This is a genomic window from Boseongicola aestuarii (genome assembly GCF_900184815.1).
In the GTDB taxonomy this organism is placed as follows: Bacteria; Pseudomonadota; Alphaproteobacteria; order Rhodobacterales; family Rhodobacteraceae; genus Boseongicola; species Boseongicola aestuarii.
This window is the reverse complement of record NZ_FXXQ01000012.1, coordinates 28,250-45,312: the sequence shown is the minus strand read 5'-3', so window position 1 is coordinate 45,312 and position 17,063 is coordinate 28,250. Positions and strand designations below refer to the sequence as shown.

The 17,063-nt window shown below is 59.3% G+C and carries 17 protein-coding genes; 9 read left to right on the top strand and 8 right to left on the bottom strand.

The window, feature by feature from the left end; translation table 11 throughout:
- Window positions 1-86 precede the first annotated feature (86 nt).
- Window positions 87-536, bottom strand: coding sequence for an NUDIX domain-containing protein (locus BOA8489_RS15890; protein WP_093975298.1), 450 nt, complete (start codon window positions 534-536; stop codon window positions 87-89).
- 52 nt (window positions 537-588) lie between these two features.
- Between BOA8489_RS15890 and BOA8489_RS15885 the strand changes: the two genes are divergently transcribed.
- Complete coding sequence (locus tag BOA8489_RS15885) at window positions 589-1,842, top strand: DNA polymerase IV (protein ID WP_093975297.1); 1,254 nt, start codon at window positions 589-591, stop codon at window positions 1,840-1,842.
- A gap of 395 nt (window positions 1,843-2,237) precedes the next feature.
- Here BOA8489_RS15885 and BOA8489_RS15880 read toward each other — a convergent pair whose 3' ends face one another.
- Window positions 2,238-4,244: a lytic transglycosylase domain-containing protein gene (locus BOA8489_RS15880; RefSeq protein WP_093975296.1), complete on the bottom strand. Its 2,007-nt coding sequence runs from the start codon at window positions 4,242-4,244 to the stop codon at window positions 2,238-2,240.
- A 136-nt stretch (window positions 4,245-4,380) separates the two neighbouring features.
- Here BOA8489_RS15880 and dapA point away from each other — a divergent pair, with 136 nt between their 5' ends.
- Together dapA and BOA8489_RS15870 are read left to right on the top strand one after the other, a co-directional pair.
- On the top strand, window positions 4,381-5,256 hold the full coding sequence (dapA, locus tag BOA8489_RS15875; RefSeq protein ID WP_093975295.1) for a 4-hydroxy-tetrahydrodipicolinate synthase: 876 nt from the start codon (window positions 4,381-4,383) through the stop codon (window positions 5,254-5,256).
- 50 nt (window positions 5,257-5,306) lie between these two features.
- Entirely contained in the window at window positions 5,307-6,131 is an 825-nt protein-coding gene (locus BOA8489_RS15870; RefSeq protein ID WP_093975294.1) for a DMT family transporter, read from the top strand.
- Here BOA8489_RS15870 and BOA8489_RS15865 read toward each other — a convergent pair.
- Window positions 6,125-6,556, bottom strand: a complete 432-nt coding sequence (locus tag BOA8489_RS15865; protein WP_093975293.1) for an ion channel — start codon at window positions 6,554-6,556, stop codon at window positions 6,125-6,127. The two genes, BOA8489_RS15870 and BOA8489_RS15865, sit on opposite strands and share 7 nt — an antisense overlap.
- A 78-nt stretch (window positions 6,557-6,634) precedes the next feature.
- On the opposite strand from BOA8489_RS15865, the gene smpB reads away from it, so the two are divergent.
- Window positions 6,635-7,108, top strand: a complete 474-nt coding sequence (gene smpB, locus BOA8489_RS15860; RefSeq protein WP_093975292.1) for an SsrA-binding protein SmpB — start codon at window positions 6,635-6,637, stop codon at window positions 7,106-7,108.
- On the opposite strand, the gene BOA8489_RS15855 is transcribed toward smpB, so the two are convergent.
- Complete coding sequence (locus BOA8489_RS15855) at window positions 7,105-9,078, bottom strand: DEAD/DEAH box helicase (RefSeq protein WP_093975291.1); 1,974 nt, start codon at window positions 9,076-9,078, stop codon at window positions 7,105-7,107. The genes smpB and BOA8489_RS15855 overlap by 4 nt on opposite strands.
- A gap of 126 nt (window positions 9,079-9,204) precedes the next feature.
- Between BOA8489_RS15855 and BOA8489_RS15850 the strand changes: the two genes are divergently transcribed.
- The 3 genes from BOA8489_RS15850 to BOA8489_RS15840 all read left to right on the top strand — a co-directional run bounded on the left by BOA8489_RS15850 (window position 9,205) and on the right by BOA8489_RS15840 (window position 11,278).
- On the top strand, window positions 9,205-10,371 hold the full coding sequence (locus BOA8489_RS15850; RefSeq protein ID WP_093975290.1) for a winged helix-turn-helix domain-containing protein: 1,167 nt from the start codon (window positions 9,205-9,207) through the stop codon (window positions 10,369-10,371).
- A 144-nt stretch (window positions 10,372-10,515) separates the two neighbouring features.
- Window positions 10,516-10,812, top strand: a complete 297-nt coding sequence (locus BOA8489_RS15845; RefSeq protein ID WP_093975289.1) for an ArsR/SmtB family transcription factor — start codon at window positions 10,516-10,518, stop codon at window positions 10,810-10,812.
- A gap of 1 nt (window position 10,813) precedes the next feature.
- Window positions 10,814-11,278, top strand: coding sequence for an SRPBCC domain-containing protein (locus BOA8489_RS15840; RefSeq protein WP_176440337.1), 465 nt, complete (start codon window positions 10,814-10,816; stop codon window positions 11,276-11,278).
- A gap of 96 nt (window positions 11,279-11,374) precedes the next feature.
- On the opposite strand, the gene dddP is transcribed toward BOA8489_RS15840, so the two are convergent.
- Entirely contained in the window at window positions 11,375-12,718 is a 1,344-nt protein-coding gene (dddP, locus tag BOA8489_RS15835; protein WP_093975287.1) for a dimethylsulfonioproprionate lyase DddP, read from the bottom strand.
- Window positions 12,719-12,844: 126 nt separating this feature from the next.
- On the opposite strand from dddP, the gene BOA8489_RS15830 reads away from it, so the two are divergent.
- Complete coding sequence (locus tag BOA8489_RS15830) at window positions 12,845-13,621, top strand: heme-dependent oxidative N-demethylase family protein (RefSeq protein WP_093975286.1); 777 nt, start codon at window positions 12,845-12,847, stop codon at window positions 13,619-13,621.
- Between the two features lie 11 nt (window positions 13,622-13,632).
- Here the strand turns inward: BOA8489_RS15830 and BOA8489_RS15825 are convergent, their stop codons facing one another.
- Entirely contained in the window at window positions 13,633-14,070 is a 438-nt protein-coding gene (locus BOA8489_RS15825; protein WP_093975285.1) for a hypothetical protein, read from the bottom strand.
- 356 nt (window positions 14,071-14,426) lie between these two features.
- Here BOA8489_RS15825 and BOA8489_RS15815 point away from each other — a divergent pair, with 356 nt between their 5' ends.
- Window positions 14,427-14,762: a YegP family protein gene (locus BOA8489_RS15815; protein WP_093975283.1), complete on the top strand. Its 336-nt coding sequence runs from the start codon at window positions 14,427-14,429 to the stop codon at window positions 14,760-14,762.
- A 62-nt stretch (window positions 14,763-14,824) separates the two neighbouring features.
- Here the strand turns inward: BOA8489_RS15815 and bhcD are convergent, their stop codons facing one another.
- The gene (bhcD, locus tag BOA8489_RS15810) at window positions 14,825-15,814 is read right to left on the bottom strand and encodes an iminosuccinate reductase BhcD (protein ID WP_093975282.1); all 990 of its coding nucleotides are present in this window, start codon (window positions 15,812-15,814) and stop codon (window positions 14,825-14,827) included.
- 79 nt (window positions 15,815-15,893) lie between these two features.
- A complete protein-coding gene (gene bhcC / locus BOA8489_RS15805; RefSeq protein ID WP_093975281.1) occupies window positions 15,894-17,057 on the bottom strand; it encodes a 3-hydroxy-D-aspartate aldolase BhcC in 1,164 nt (387 codons plus the stop codon).
- Window positions 17,058-17,063: the final 6 nt, after the last annotated feature.

Here is a 17,063-nt window from a genome sequence, read left to right as displayed (position 1 = left end):
ATGTCAATTCAATGACTTATGGGGTTGGTTCATAAATGCCTGCGACGCGTAGTGAAGGCGCAGGAAAGGAAGAATTCCGCTTGGAATCAGAGATTTCTGTGATTTTCGGTACCCTTGAACAGTTTGCCCGGTCGATGTCGGAGGTACGTTCTAAGGCGCTCTTTGTGGTTGGAAATCGCTTTCTCATGCGACAAATACCAGTCGAGTTTTACAAGTCGCCATTCCTGCCCCTCGTTTCCGAAATTAACCATTGATGTATCAAAACACGGCAACTCGGCGACGAGAAACCACCGGAAACCGAGAGGTGATGTGTCGCGCATTAACCAATTGACCGAAGCCGGGTCGAGAGTGAGGCCAAGCTCCTCGTGCAGTTCGCGCAAGGCACATTCGACTGGCGTTTCGTTGCCCTCGCGCCCGCCTCCGGGCAGGTCCCAGTGATCCGGCCAAGGTATCGTGGGGATGTCATCGCGCAGAATCGTGACGATCTGATCCTCGACAAGATGGGCTATTTTTGCGCCATGGAAAGGCTCTGTCACTGATCTCTCCGGTTGGGTAGATTAGAGGGATCATAGCTGAGTTGTTGATAAGATGCCCGCCCTTTGCCGCGATTGCCTGAAGACTTTCGACGCCGGAAAACGGTGTCCTGAGTGCGGGCGGCCCCGTGTAATTTCACATCCTGAACTCTTTGATCTTTCCATCGCCCATATGGACTGTGACGCGTTCTATGCCAGCGTTGAAAAACGCGACGATCCCAGCTTGCGGGACAAGCCCGTGATCATCGGCGGAGGGCGGCGGGGCGTCGTTTCGACGGCGTGTTATATCGCGCGTATCCGCGGGGTGCGGTCGGCGATGCCGATGTTTCAGGCATTGAAGCTTTGCCCGGATGCAGTTGTCGTGAAGGGGCGGATGAGCGCCTATGTCGAGGCCTCCCGCCAGATCAGGGCGATGATGGACGACTTGACGCCGGTTATCGAGCCCCTGTCCTTGGACGAAGCGTTTCTGGACCTGAAGGGAACGGCTCGTCTTCATCACGCGCCGCCTGCAGTGATGCTGGCGCGGCTGGTCAAACGAATGGAGGATGAACTGGGGCTGACAGGGTCTATTGGTCTGTCACACAACAAATTTCTGGCGAAAGTGGCCTCGGATCTGGACAAGCCGAAGGGGTTTTCGATCATTGGAAAGGCAGAAACTGCGTCGTTCCTGAAAGACCGGCCGGTGCGGCTCATTTGGGGTGTCGGAGGGCAGACGCAGGCAGCGCTGGACAAGGCCGGAATACGGACGTTTGGCGATTTGCTGAGGTGGGAGAAGGTGGATTTGGTGGCGCGTTTCGGCGGGATGGGCGAACGCCTTTGGCATCTGGCGAGAGGTGAGGATCGCCGCCGTGTTTCTGCGCATGCGCCAGTGAAATCGATCTCGAACGAGACCACATTCGGGGAAGACACAAGTGATGTCGATATTCTTGACGGCCATATCTGGCGGCTGGCCGAGAATGTAGCGGATCGGGCGAAAGCGAAGAACAAGGCCGGGCGGGTGGTGACGTTGAAGCTGAAGCGGTCAAACCATTCGGCTTTGACGCGTCGCGTGTCTTTGGGCGATCCGACGCAGATCGCGGATCGCATTTATCGCACGGCGCGGGGATTGTTCGACCAGGTTTCAGACGAGGGTCCATTCCGTCTGCTTGGCGTCGGTATCTCGCATTTGTCGCCAGCGTCGACCGCCGATGTGGAGGGGGACCTTCTGGACCCCGGCGCCAGTCTGCGCGCCGGTGCGGAGCGTGCCTCGGACAGTATCCGCGCGCGGTTCGGACCGGACGCAATTGTGAAAGGTCGCGCTTTGAGGTGAGACTTTCGGGGGCTCTGCCCCCGGCGCCGAGGGCGCCTCCTGCGGGATCTTTGGACCCAAATACGGGGTGGCAGCGTTAAGGTTTACACGGTGGCCGGGGAGTTTATTGGCGCCTGGGCCTCGTGCTGTTGAGAAATAGCGTTCGAAGCGGTGGTTTTTGCTGATTTTTCGAATTCTGACCCTAAAAATTTTTAAGTGACTGTTTTTGATGTGTTTATTGGAAGTCGTGAACGTCGGTATGACGTCGGTGCCACGTCGGTATTACGTCGGTGCAACCGCGCGCTTGGTTAGGGCGTGGTTAATCTCCGAGAGTTTGCGGTCCGCCGGTTAGGATTTTGTTACAGGTGGGCGCTCTCGGCTCTAAGTCGGTGGCGCGTCGGTGGTGCAGCGGTATTTCAGTCCGTCAAAAGCGCGGGGCGAGATTTTGGGCGGATCACCTCGCCTTTGGAAGCGCTTCGAGTGTGTCCGGGCATTGCGACCAGTTCTTGTGCCAGATTCATGCGCTGGGGCTGGCCTGTGAGGCGCGCCCGGTAGACGGGCAGGCTTTCGGCGACCCGCATGACGTAGTTGCGGGTTTCGTTGAAGGGGATGTGCTCGATCCAGTCGATCACGTCCATTTCGCCCCGGCGGGGATCTCCGCGTTCGTCCATCCAGCGCAGGGGGCGGCTTGGACCAGCGTTGTAGGCGGCGGCGACCATCAGGATATTGCCGTCGAAGACCGTCATCAATTCGTCGAGATAAGCCGTTCCGATGCGGGCGTTGTAGGCCGGGTCATTGAGCAGACGGTCACCGTCGTACGGGATTTCGAGAAAGCCCGCGACCTCTTTTGCGGTGGCGGGCATGACCTGCATGAGGCCGCGCGCGCCGACGCCGGATGTGACGAAGGGGTCGAATTCGCTTTCACGCCGCGCAATGGCCAGCGCGAGTTCTCTCGGCACCGGCATCTGGTCAACGCCGAGGTCGGTGACCGGGTAATACGCGAAGGGCACGGTGGTGCCGAAGGATGCGGCGCGTTTGCCGATCATTGTTGCGTAATGGGGCTTATCACGGGCGGTGACAAAGGCCCCGAGGCGGACGATATCATCGACGCTGAGGCTTTCGGTCAGGTGGGTCAGAAAGCGTTCGGCGAGAGCTCTCTCGTTTGCGGCATCGAGCAGAAGAGCGGCCTCGAAGACCGAGCCTTTGGCAAAGCTTGCGTTGCTGAGGTCGGGTGATGGGACGGATGCGTAGAGCGCTGGGTCCATCGGGCGGCCTGCTTTTTCGGCTGCAAGAAGGCCGTAGAAACTGGTTTGGTATTCGGCCCCGAAACTATAGGCGAGGCGCGCCGTGTCGGCGTCGCCGAGGGCTTCGTGTGCACGGCCTTCCCAATAGCCAGCGCGGCCAAGCGAGATCGGGGTGTCGACGGAACCGCGAAACCGCAGGAAGTGGCCGAGCGCGGTTTGGGGGTCGCGTTCGTAGGTCAGCGCGATGTAGCCTGCCAGCCATTCGAGGTCGGCAAAATTCGCGCCTGTTGTCAGGCCATGCCCCGCCGCGAGTCTGTAGGCCTGCGTCGTGCGGCCTGCCAGCATTTCGGTGCGCACAAGGCTGCGACGCCAGCCCGCCCACCGCTCGGGCTGGCCGAGCTTATCGGGGCTTTGAGCGAGCATGATTTCGATCGCGCCGTCGTTTCGTCCTTTACGGGCGCGCCATTGCATCCGTTCAAAGAGCAGACCCGGATGATCGGCGAGGTCTTCGGGAACGGCCACAACAAGGGCGTCGACGCCATTCTGATCGGCGCGCAGGGCAAGTCGAGCATTTGCCAGTTCCGCCCAACCGCTCGGCACCAGAGGGATCATGCTGCGAGCGTCGCTGTCGGCCCCGCGCCACAAGAGCATATCGAGGCGGTCGGCGTGGTGCGGTGCAAGCGCGCGGCCATACCACGAGAGGAGTTTCGTCTGATCTGCGTCGGAAAAGCGGTGGGTCAGCCAGGCATGGAGGGCTTCGGCTTCGGCGTCTGCCTCCATGCCCTTGGCGCGAAACGCCGAGATCAGAGCCACCGCGCCGGTGCCGGTCTGGGGATGCGCCCCATTGAAGAAAGCGATGACGTCCTCGGGTCGGGCGGCCAGCGGAAGCGCGCTTTCGGAGCGCTCGCGGAGGTAGTCGAGACCCGGCCAGTCTGGGCGGCGATCAAGGAAGCGGATTACGCTGTCGAAATCGCCCTGCCGCGCGCGCAGGCGGTGCCATTCGATAATGTCGCGGGCGACGGGATTGATGCCTTCGGCAGTGCGCAGGGCCGCGTACCATTCACCGGCTCTCATGGCGTCGAGAGCGCGTGCGAGTGCTTGGCCTTCGCGCGTGGTCTGTGCGCTGGCGCCGAATCCTATCCAAATCAGGAAAACCGCTGTGAAAAGGGCTTTGATCATGGATGCTGGTCCGTTCAATCCTTGCCCCTCAGCTATATCGTCTTAAACCATGCAGGCGCGTCTTGGCAATTCTTCCCTTCAAGGATAGTGTCCGCGCGCTGTAAAACCACTGTGAACTCACAAAAAGGAGCGTGTCATGTTAAGAGGGTCGATGCCGGCGCTTGTTACACCATTTCGGGACGGCGAAGTGGATTTCGACACGCTGAAACACCTTGTTGAGTGGCACATCGAGCAGGGCTCGAACGGCCTTGTTCCTATGGGCACGACCGGGGAAAGCCCGACGCTGAGCCACGAAGAGCACGACGCGGTGGTCGAGACAGTCGTGAAGGCGGCGGCGGGGCGGGTTCCGGTGATTGCCGGGGCCGGGTCGAACAACACGCGCGAAAGTGTGCGTTTGGCGCAACACGCCTCGAAGGTCGGTGCGGATGCGATACTGGTGGTCACGCCATATTACAACAAGCCGACCCAGGCCGGGCTGTATGCGCATTTCAAGGCTGTGCACGATGCAAGCGATCTGCCAATCATCATTTACAACATTCCGCCTCGCTCGGTGATTGATATGTCGCCCGAAATGATGGGAGAGTTGGCGAAGTTGCCCCGGATTGCAGGGGTGAAGGATGCGACGGCGGATGTGACGCGGGTGTCCAAGCAGCGAATCACATGTGGCTTGGATTTCCTGCAGTTCTCGGCAGAGGATGCCTCGGCGCTTGGGTTCAATGCGCATGGCGGGCATGGGTGCATTTCGGTGACGGCGAATGTGGCTCCGAAGTTGTGTTCAGAGTTTCAGGCGGCGACCTTGGCAGGGGATTTTGCCAAAGGTCTGGAAATTCAGGACCGTCTGATGCCGTTGCATGATGCGATTTTCACCGAGCCCGGGCTTTGCGGTGCGAAATACGGATTGTCGTTGCTGGGCAAGTGTGCGGATGAGGTTCGGTTGCCGTTGGTGGGTGTGACAGACGGCACGAAAGAAAAGATCCGCGCCGCGATGGTACATGCGGGATTGATCGGCTGACTTCTGACGCCGCGCGCGCGGATCGAGCGAACCTTGTCGGCAGTCTTTGGATGGTTGCCGCGATGGCCGGGTTTGCGGTGGAGGACATGTTTCTGAAATCCGCGGCCGCGACGGTGCCTATCGGTCAGGTGATGATCTGGTTCGGTTTGGGCGGGTCATTGATCTTTGCCGTGATCGCGGTGGCGTTGGGACAGTCGTTGTTGCCGCACGCGGTAGTCGAGCGCACGATGATGGTGCGCAATGCCTTCGAGATCATGGGGCGCCTGTTCTTTACGCTGGCGATTGTGTTGACGCCCTTGTCGTCAGCGACGGCGATTTTGCAGGCGACACCGATCGTTGTGGTTGCGGGGGCCGCGTTGTTCTTTGGGGAAACCGTGGGATGGCGGCGGTGGACAGCGATTCTGTTAGGACTTTGCGGGGTTCTGGTGATTTTGCAGCCGGGCGCAGAGAGCTTTTCGGTACTGTCGATTTTGGCGGTCTTGGGAATGCTGGGCTTTGCGGGGCGGGATCTGGCGACCCGCGCGGCACCGAAGACGATGGGATGGGCGGTTCTGGGCGTTTGGGGTTTCTGGATGATCCTGGTCGCGGGCTTTGGTTTTTCTGTCTGGGAAGGCGCGGCGTTCGTGATGCCTGGGGCGGCGTGGCTGCCACTGGCCTTGGCTTGTCTGTTCGGGGTCCTCGGCTATTCGTCACTGACGCAGGCGATGCGGACCGGCGACGTGTCAGCGGTGACGCCATTTCGCTATTCTCGATTGCTGTTCGGCGTCGGATTTGGCGTGGTGATCTTTGGCGAGAGCCTTGAACCGAACATGATCGCGGGGAGCGTGATCGTCGTGGCTTCGGGGCTTTATATTCTGGCGCGAGGGCGTCAGTAGAATTTCCGCTGCCGCGCTCGGGTGTCACGCAGGATCTCCACCAGAATCGCCGTCAGAAGGCCAAACATCAAAAGCCCGTTGGCGGCGGCCAATCCCCCGAGCAGGCGCCATTCCTGCGGCAAAAGAATGTCTCCGAATCCGAGGGTCGTGAAGGCGACGAGGGCGAAATAGACCGACGCTTCCAGCGTAATGAAGATGTCGAGCCAAAAGAGCGATACCGCCCAGACCCAGACGGACACCGTCATCATGAACAACGTCCAGAACAGCGCCAGCGAAAGGATCACGACCAGTTTGGGGCCGTGCGGGGGGCGCGCGGACCAGCCGTGAAGGCGGATCAGGATCGCTTCCAGCGCCCACCACGAAACCGTGGCTATGATGACCGACCCGAGGATCAGTGCGCTTCCGATAAGAAGTTGTTCAATCATGTGCCTATGTTGTGCGCTGCGAGGTCGAGGTCAAGTGGACTGGACTTGGAGAGGCCGAGAGCTTATCTGCTGCCCGTCATGGCCAAAGAAAAAGACAACTCGAACTACAAGGTCGTCGCCGAAAACCGGCGCGCACGGTACGATTATGCCATTGAGGATGACGTGGAATGCGGCATTCAGCTGATGGGGTCGGAAGTGAAGTCACTTCGCACCGGGCAGTCCAACATTGCGGAAAGCTATGCGACGGTTGACGACGGCGAGTTGTGGTTGGTGAACAGCTATATCGCGCCCTACAAACAGGCGATGTTCGGGCATGAGGACCGGCGGCGGCGCAAACTTCTGGTATCCAGAAAGCAGTTGTCCGACATGTGGAACGCGACCCAGCGCAAGGGGATGACGCTTGTTCCGCTGGTCATGTATTTCAATCATCGCGGCATGGCGAAGGTGAAGATCGGCATCGCGAAGGGCAAGTCAGCGCCGGACAAGCGTGAGACCCAAGCCAAGCGCGACTGGAACCGTCAGAAGTCGCGCCTGATGAAAGAGCACGGTTAGGTCTGAGGCCTACCTTTGCCCGTTTTGGGTTTGCCCTTGGGTTTTTGCATCCGATGCACGCGCGTGCTTGCGCCATCTTTGGCAGCGGCCTGCCGCGCGCGGTTTTTCTTGCTGGATGGCTTGCCTTGGGGCGGCTTGGCGCCGCGCTCCTGCTGTGGTTTCCCGTCGCCCTTTGGCTTGCGAGGTTTCCATGCATCGGCCTTGGGCGCTTCGGGCTTTTTCTCGTATTTCGGTTTCGGCTTGCCGCCCTTGGGTTTCTTTTGACGAGGCGCTGGGTCGTCGTTCCAATCGACGGGAGTCGTGGTGCCTTTGGTCTTGGCGGGTGCGGGCGCTGGTGAGTCGTCGTGGCGCGGCGCGCGCGGCTTTGGTGGCGGTCCTTCGCGTCGGGGTCCTTTGTCGAATTTTGGTGCACCCGAGACGCGGGTGATTTTGGCACCGCCTTCGAGGGTCATTTTGGGTCCAACTGCGTCCGTAAAGGTCTTGACTGCGCTCTCTCGGATTTCAATCAGCGAGACATCGGGTTGGATGCGGATGGCGCCGATATCTTCGCGCGAGACGTTACCCATTTTGCAGATCATCGGCAGCAACCGGCGTGGTTCGGCATTGGCGGCGCGACCGCCTTCGAGGGAGAACCACACGCTGGGACCAAAAGGTGCGCGGGGCTTCTCGGGTTCAGAGAGATCGGACAGGTCTTCGGGTGCCGTGTGCTTTTCGCGGTAGAGGCGGACATAGGCGGCGGCGAGTTGCTCGGGTGTAAATATGGCAACTAACTTGTCAACTGTCGTCTGGTTCGAAGTCTCGATTTCGGCTGTCCAATCCGGGTCTGCCAACATGCGATCGTCGTCGCGGGCCGAGACTTCGTCAGCAGACGGCGCGTCGGCCCATTCGGCTTTGAGCTTGGCCCAACCAAGAAGACGTTCGGCCTTTTTGCGGGCTGCCGGTGGCACGATCATCGCGCTGACGCCTTTGCGACCTGCCCTTCCCGTGCGGCCTGAACGGTGCAGAAGGGTGTCCTGGTTGGTTGGCAGTTCGGCGTGGATCACCAGTTCGAGGTTTGGCAGGTCGATGCCGCGCGCAGCGACGTCGGTGGCGACACAAACACGGGCACGGCCATCGCGCATCGCTTGGAGCGCGTGGGTGCGTTCGCCTTGGGACAATTCGCCGGAAAGCGCCACGACGGAGAAGCCCCGATTTGACAGTCTTGTTGTCAGTCGATTGACCATCGCGCGGGTGTTGCAGAAGACGATTGCGTTTGGCGCCTCATAGTAGCGCAGTACGTTGATGATCGCATTCTCGCCGTCACGAGCCGAAACTCGCAAGGCGCGATAGTCGATGTCGGCGTGCTGGGAAGCACCGCTCGTGGTGGCGATGCGGACGGCATCGCTCTGATAGCTTTTGGCAAGCTTGGCGATCTGCGCCGGAACTGTCGCGGAAAAAAGCAGCGTCTGTCGGTCGGTTGGGGCCTGTTCGAGGATGAACTCAAGATCCTCGCGGAAGCCAAGATCGAGCATCTCGTCGGCTTCGTCGAGAACGACGGCCTTTAGATTTCCAAGTTCGATCGAGCCGCGCATGATGTGGTCACGCAGACGGCCCGGTGTGGCGACAACGATGTGCGCACCGCGCGCTAGGGCGCGGCGTTCGTCGCGCATGTCCATACCGCCAACGGTCGAGGCCAGGACGGCCCCGGCTTTGGCGTATAGCCATGCCAATTCACGCTTTACTTGCAGCGCCAGTTCGCGAGTGGGGGCAATGACGAGCGCTAGGGGAGCGTCAGCTTGTCCAAACGCTTCGGCGTCACCAAGGAGGTTCGGCGCGATGGCAAGGCCGAAGCCAAGGGTTTTGCCCGACCCGGTTTGAGCCGAGACGAGCAGGTCTTTTCCAGTGAGTTCGGTTGCGGTGACGGCGGTTTGAACGTCGGTTAGGGTGGAATACCCACGCGCATCAAGCGCATCCTGAAGAGCCTGTTTCACGGCTGGTCTGCTTTCGGTTTAAGAATGGGATCGCGTGGCAGTCTTTGCCTGCGCGTTATTGTTGCGCCGCCTCTACCCGGTCGGATGGCGGATGTATAGGGTGGCCGGGTGCATGAAGGCTGGGCTGTGACACCACTACGCATCACAAATAGGGACGCGCGTCAGCTGTGGTTGGCAGCGCAAGGTCTGGCGACGGCGCCGACGGGTGCGCTGGATTTGCTTGGGACGATCAAGGAATTGGGGTTTGTCCAGCTTGATTCCATTCAGGTGGTGTCGCGGGCGCATCATCATATTCTGTGGAGCCGGAACCAGAACTATCGCGAGCCTATGCTGGATCGTCTGTTGGCGAAGGATCGCGCTGTCTTCGAGCATTTCACGCATGATGCTTCGGTACTGCCGATGGAGTTTCTGCCGATGTGGGAGCGGCAGTTTCGCCGCAAGCGCATCGAGATGAGCCGTGCGGGGTGGTGGAAGAACCTGCCTGATGAGGCGGCACGAGAAGAGATTAAGGCGCGGATCCGTGATGAGGGGGCTTTGTCGACGCACGCGTTTGATACGAAGGTTGAGGGACCAAAGGAGATGTGGTCGCGACCTCCGCACAAACTTGCGTTGGATTTCATGTGGTACACCGGCGAGTTGGCGACGTGCCATCGCGTGAATTTCAACAAATATTACGATCTGGGCGAGCGGGTGTTCCCGGCGTTGCCGCATGAGTGCGGGTTAGAGGATGGCGCGCAGGTGGATTGGCTGTGTCGCGCGGCACTGGACCGGATGGGGTTTGGCGCGCCGGGGGATGTGCAGAGGTATTGGGACGCAGTTGGCTCGGATGAAGTGCGGCAGTGGATCACGCAAAATGAGCGGGATTTGGTGCCGGTTGAGGTCGAGACTGCGTCCGGCGACTGGGTGAAGGGTATGGCGCTGGCGGATATCGAGGCGCGGCTGGCAGGGCTTGGAAAGGCGACCGGACGGCTCAGGATCCTGAACCCGTTTGATCCGGTGATCCGGGATCGCAACAGATTGGCGCGACTGTTCGGTTTTGAATATCGGGTCGAGATGTTCGTGCCTGCGGCAAAACGGATTTGGGGGTATTACGTGTTCCCGATTTTGGAGGGGGATCGTTTTGTCGGACGGATTGAGATCAAGGCGGACAGGAAGGCTTCGTTTCTGAACGTGATCGGGTTTTGGCCGGAACTGGGGGTGAAATGGCCCGGCAGTCGGCGTGAGAAACTGGCGGCGGAACTGGAGCGGATGCGGCGGTTTATCGGGGTTGAGACGGTGAAGTGGACGGTTTGAGGAGGGGGACGCGATTAGAGGTTTTGAGCCCATTCTGACCAATGCTGCGTTGGCTTCGAGCGACCGATATCCGCATTGTCGCAACGAGGCGGCTTACCCGGATTTCCCGCTTGACCTAATATTAGGATATTCTTATCATTAGGAATGCCTTATGAAATTGAATTCAAATCCCTTTCAAACCCCATTCGTCAAAGCGTCGTCGATCTGCTTGCGAAGCGACCAATGTCTGTGCGCGAACTGACAGCAAGTATTGACGTATCGCAGCCCGTAATGTCGCAACACCTGAAAGTTCTGAGGGACGCAGACCTGATCTACGCCAAGCCCAAAGGGGCGCAAAACATTTATTGCGTCAACAAAGCGAAATTGGATGAGATCCGTGCATTTTGGACGGCGCATTGGTCGGATTTGCTGGCTTCGCTCAATGAACAAGAGGAGGAATGACATGTCACTAAATGCGATCAAAGTTGTTTCTGAGGTCAATCGGTCACCCGATGAGACTTTCGATGCATTCATGTCGGATGCCTCACACTGGTGGCCACTGGATACGCATTCCGTCAGCCCATATCTTGGCGAGCCTGCACCCGATACCGTCGTCATTGAACGATATGAAGGCGGGCAGATATTTGAAATCTCGAAAACCGGGGAAAACAGAATCTGGGGCATCATCATAGACTATGAAGAAGGTCGACGCGTCGCTTTCCGTTGGTATCCTGGGTTGTCAGAGGCGGAAGCTACGACGGTCTCGGTTGAATTTGAAGCGACGGACGACGGCAAGACAGTGGTCACACTGATACATGATGGCTGGGAAGCGCGAGGCGACCAGGCCGCCGAAATCAGAAAGAATTATGTGGAGGGTTGGGCCGAGATTATCGATGGCCGCTTCAGGAACTTCATCAATGCAAATTGATCTCCTGTTTTGTGGGGGACTATGCCCAATCAAGCGAACACGTAAGGCAGCTTCGTCCCGCGAGGCGGTCATTGCCGCTTTGACGCCCGGTGAATTCTACCCTTCGCCCATCAGTGCCGGATCAAACGGGTATTGCGTGAGGTTTTCATATCCGTCTTCGGTCACCAGCACCTGATCTTCCAGCTTGATCGAGAAGTCCCCGCCAACCTCGCCGGCAAGGACTTCAACGCATATCGTCATGCCCGCTTCCAGTTCATGGTCGAAGGCTCCGGGGATCATCTTGTCCGGGTAGGCGACCATGGGCCATTCATCGCAGAGACCCACACCATGCATCAGGCAGCCGTATTTCTGGGCCTGGAATTTGTCGTGGAGTTTGTGGGTGTTGCGGCTGAGGTCTTCGATGCGCACGCCGGGGCGGATCATTTCCATGTTGGTCATGATGTGCTCGACTGAGTGTTTCATCGCGTCGATCATGTCGGGGCGCGGCTTCTGGTCCCCGATCCACCATGTGCGCGAGATGTCGACGCAGATGCCGTAGCTGCCGATCAGGTCGGTGTCGAAGGCGATGATTTCGTTGTTGCGCGTGGTGCGGGGACCGCACTCCTGGAACCACGGGTTCGTGCGTTGGCCGGAGGCAAGCAGGCGCGTTTCGATCCATTCGCCGCCGCGTTTGATGTTTTCAGCGTGTAGTACCGCCCAGACATCGTCTTCGCTGGTGTTGCCGAGGGGGACATTGGCGCGCGCGAAGTCTTCCATGACGTACATGGACGCCTCGCAGGCGTGTGAGGCGCAGCGCATTGCTTTGATCTCGTCCGGGCCTTTGACAGAGCGGGCGCGTTCGGTGACTTCCTCCCCTTCCTCGACCTCGAAACCCGCGGCGATCAGAGCGCGGTAGCCGGGGATCATGATCTTGTCGACGGCGATGCGCTTGTTGGTGCCTGCGTGCTCGCGCATGATGTCTTCGACGTCAGCGATGAAGCTATCGGCAGTTTCGTCGATTTTGTCGCCCTTTGCGAAGTAATACATTGAAGCGCCGCCTCGGACTTCTTTGACGAGCGGGTTGAAGTTCGACAGGAACGGCGCGTTCTTGTAGTCCCAGATCACCATGTGGCCGTCGGCGCAAAGAAGGACTGCGCGGAAGGGGTTGTGCGTGTTCCACAGCTGCATGTTGGTGGTGTCGGTGGCGTACCGGATGTTCAGGGGGTCGAACATCAAGAGGCCGCCGTAGCCGCGGTCGACGATGTGCTGGGTCAGGCGCTTCCAGCGGAAACGGCGCATTTCGGCGAGGTTTGGAAGCTCGAGACCCGCGGCTTCCCACTCGGCGAAGGCGAGGCGCGTCGGGCCGATTTCAATACGGTCAGCGTCGTTCGGGGTGCCGTCATCAAGATGCGTGCCTTTGGTAGGGTCAATCTTGCGGTTGTCGCTGAAATGCTGGTTCATTGAAGGGTCTCCCTTGCGGTCAGGATCGACCCGTCCCGAGCGCGCGTCCGACGCAAATGCGACATTTCTTTACTCTGGCGGCGACATGATCTGGCGCGGAGGATCGGCGGCGGTTACATCGAAACAATGGACGACATTGTCTTGCAGCAATCCTTGGAGGGGATCACCTGGCTGGAGCCGGGTAGGCGGGCTTTGCCCGGCGTGCAGCCTTTGGGAGACGCAGACTGGCTAGTGGTGGACGATGCCTTCGCCGGGCAAATGCGCCTGAGGGACGATCTTATCTCTGGGTTGCCGCAGGAGGTTTACGCGCAGGAGCCGGAGGCCGAAGCGGCGGCGCAGGAGTGTCTTGATCTGGTGCTGGAGGTCTGTTCCGGGAACCCCGCCTATGTTGTTGGCCCGCGTTTGGTTTACAGGCCGGATGGTGTGGAGGTCGTGGTCAATCGGGAGAGACCGTTGCTGACCATCGGGCGGTTAATCCAAGAGGATATCTGCATCTTGCAGCGGCGCGGGCGCGAGCATGTGCTGACAGGTGCGATCCTGTGTTTTCCATCACACTGGACGCTGGCCGAGAAGATCGGACGGCCTTTGACGCGGATCCATGTTCCGGTGGCGTCCTATGATGACGATATCGCCCGCCGGGTGCAGCGATTGTTTGACGGAATCAAGGTTGGGCGCCCTTTGTGGCGGGCCAATATCCTGCGACATGCTGCCGGGGTTTTGCATCATCCGAGGCGCGAGGCCGAGCCCGACCCGTCCGACGGCAAACCGCTACGGTTTCTGCGATCCGAGCGACAAGTCATGACACGGTTGCCCAAAAGCGATGCCGTGGTCTTTTCGATCCACACGCATGTTTGGGCGAGAGACACTCTGCCGGATAGCCTGCAGAGTGCCTATTTTTCGTAAGCGATATTCTTTTAGAGGAACCGCAAAAGGTCGGTGTTGCCCGGCATGGTCGCCAGTGCCATGGCCATCCCTGTCAGGGCGATGACATGGGCTGTCGTGCGGAGATTTTCGCCGAACAGGATGTTGAAGAACAACAACCCCAGCCCGACGGGCAGCGCCATGACCATCACGATCAGGTTCATTACATAAACCGTGACCCGCTCGGTCGCGTTACCGTTTTCAGGGCGCCTTTTGGGATCGAACACGTCCTCCATCGACGAGCTGTGCGACAATGTAATGGTATCCGCCGAGAAGATCTGCCGACCATTGCGGCGCAGCTTTTCTTCGGGGGGCTCAAGATCAGGAAGGGCGTCTTTCGGCGTCCAGAAATCCTGAAGCGGATCGGTCGACGGTGTCCGCTGGACGACCCTTGATATTTTCAGACCTGCAATTCGATGTACTTTACTCATAGCTTGTGCGCTTGTCGCGCCTCCTTTGTGCCACTCCCAATACCGCTTGGGATGACATGAAGGTGGGATTGAAATGTGCAAACAATGCGGCGGCGGTGGGGCAGAACAGTCAAATTCGAATGATCGCGCGAAGTCTTGCCGAGTGGAAAGCGGGCATTCGGGACAATTCTGGGGAGGGGGCTGGGATTGTTCTGGCGCAAAAACGCCAGTCCGTTGCCTATAACCGGGCCCAAATGCCCCGAAACGCCCAAAAAATGCGCGACAGGCATCTTGGCGAAATGAAACTATGCGGTAGTGTGGTCACCACGCGGGAGTCACGCGTGTCGTGTTAACCAAAAGCAAGAGGTCCAGTCAGGATGGCAGGGAAATTTGAAGTTTACAAAGACAAGGGCGGCGAGTTTCGCTTTCGTCTGAAAGCTGGCAATGGCCAGACGATTTTGGCCAGTGAAGGCTACAAGCGCAAACCAAGCTGCATGAACGGCATCGAGTCGGTTCGCAAGAACTCGGCAAATGACGCGCGGTTTGAGCGTAAGACATCCAAGTCGGGCAAGCCGATGTTCAACCTGAAGGCGGCCAACGGTCAGGTGATCGGGACTTCCGAGTTGTACGAGAGCAACTCGGCTTGTGAGAATGGTATTGCTTCGGTCGCGAAAAACGCACCGGACGCCAAGCTGGACGATCAGACAGCCTAAGAACCGCTGAACGACAGAAATGAAAAAGCCCTGCTCTTTGGCAGGGCTTTTTTGCATTTGGGTCAGAGCTTGACGCGGATCGCTTCGCCGCTTTCGGCGGCAAGGCGCGCAGCGACCGAGGCCACGGCGAGGTCTTGCAGGCCAACGCCGGTGCCGTCGAACAAGGTGATCTCGGCTTCGCTGGTGCGGCCCGGGTGGTCGCCGTTGATGACTTTGCCGATGGGGGTGATCTGGTCTTCCTTCAGGGCGCCCGAGGCAATGGCGTGTTGTGCTTCGCCGATGCTGATGGACTGAGCGATCTCGTCGGTGAAGACGGTGGCGGCGGCGACGAGGGCAGGATCGACTTCCATCTTGCCTTTGGTATCCGTGCCCATGCAGGCGATGTGGGTGCCGGGTTTGATCCAGTCCTTCATCAGTAGTGGTTCGAAGGCGGATGTGATCGTGATGATGACGTCGGCCTGCGCACCAAGCTGTTCCGGGGTGACGGCTTCGAATTCAAGACCGAGTTCTTTGGCGGTTTCACCAAGCTTCGGAAGCATATCGGGGTGCGGGTTCCAGGCGACGACTTTCTCGAAGTCGCGTTGTTCGGCGGCGGCGCGCATCTGGAAGTGCGACTGGTGACCAGCGCCGACCATGCCGAGCACTTTGGCATCCTTGCGGGCAAGGTGCTGGATTGAGACGGACGAGGACGCGGCGGTGCGCACGGCTGTAAGGTAGTTGCCACCGACGAGGGCAGAAAGTTTGCCGGTGTCTGGATCGAACAGGAACACGGTGGACTGGTGGTTGGTGAGGCCCTTGGCCATGTTGCCGGGCCAGAAGCCGCCGGATTTCACGCCAAGGTTTTTACCTGCACGGTCGAACCCCGACTTGAAGCCATAGAGCGCGTCGGCATATCCGATGGCTTCGCGGATGACCGGGAAGTTATAGGCGTCGCCTTTGGCCATTGCGGCGAAAACGGCCTCAACGGCTTCAAAGGCGTCAGCGCGGCCAACGAGTTTCTCGCAGAGATCTTCGCCAACAATGAGCAGGCCGTCGTTTTGTGTATCGGTCATGGTCTGAGGTCTTTCTGTGCGTTTTGACTTTAAAGGGCGCCCGATCAGAGGCGCCCTTCATGATTTCGTGCCGGGCGGCTTAGTAGGCTTTGCCGCGCGCCGAGACGGGCCAGAGCGTTTCGACCTTTCCGTTGCGTACGCCGACATACCAGTCGTGCACGTTGCAGGTCGGGTCGCAGTGACCAGGGACCAGCTTGAGCTTGTCGTTCACTTTAAGAACGCCGTTGGGGTCAGCAACAACGCCGTGCTCGTCAGAGCATTTGACGTATTGCACGTCGGTGCGGCCGAAGATCGTTGGCAGGCCGCTGTCGACGGACTGGGCTTTGAGGCCTGCGTCTACGATGGCTTTGTCGGCCTTGGCGTGGCTCATGACCGAAGTCAGGATGAACAGCGCGTTCTCCCATTCGCCCTGGTCGATGCGGTTGCCGTCTTTGTCGAGGATGCGTCCATAGTCGGCGTCCATGAAGGCGTAGGATCCACACTGAAGTTCGTTGTAAACGCCCGAGGTGCCTTCGAAGTAGTAGGAACCGGTGCCGCCACCGCCGACGATGTCGCACTCGATACCGTCTGCTTTCAGCGTGTCGACGGCGTCTTTCACCTGAGCAACTGCCAGGGCGATCTTGGCTTTGCGATCCTCGTAGGAGTCCATGTGCTGCATCGCGCCCTGATAGGCCTGGATGCCAGCGAACTTGAGGCCCTCGGCCGCGTCGATGGCTTTTGCGATTTCGACTACGGCGGGCGTTGTCGTCACGCCGCAGCGGCCTGCGCCACAGTCGATTTCAACGAGGCATTCGATTTGCGTACCGTGGCGGACAGCCGCTTCTGAAAGGTCAGCAACGTTCGCAAGGTCGTCCACGCAGCAGATGGTGCGTGCGCCGAGCTTCGGAAGGCGCGCAAGGCGGTCGATTTTCTCCGGCTGGCGCACCTGGTTTGAAACGAGAACGTCCTTGATGCCGCCGCGCGCGAAGACTTCGGCTTCCGAGACTTTCTGGCAGCAGACACCACAAGAGCCGCCGAGCGACTCCTGAAGCAGGGCCACGTCAACGGATTTGTGCATTTTGCCGTGCACGCGGTGGCGCATGCCGTGCTCTTTCGCCCAGTCGCCCATCTTCTTGATGTTGCGCTCAAGCGCGTCGAGATCGAGGACCAGCGACGGGGTAGAGATGTCGGCTTCGTCCATGCCGATGGAGGCAGGGATGTCGTAGCCGACTTCGAGGTCGGAGAGGTTGATTGCCTTGTTCATATCGTT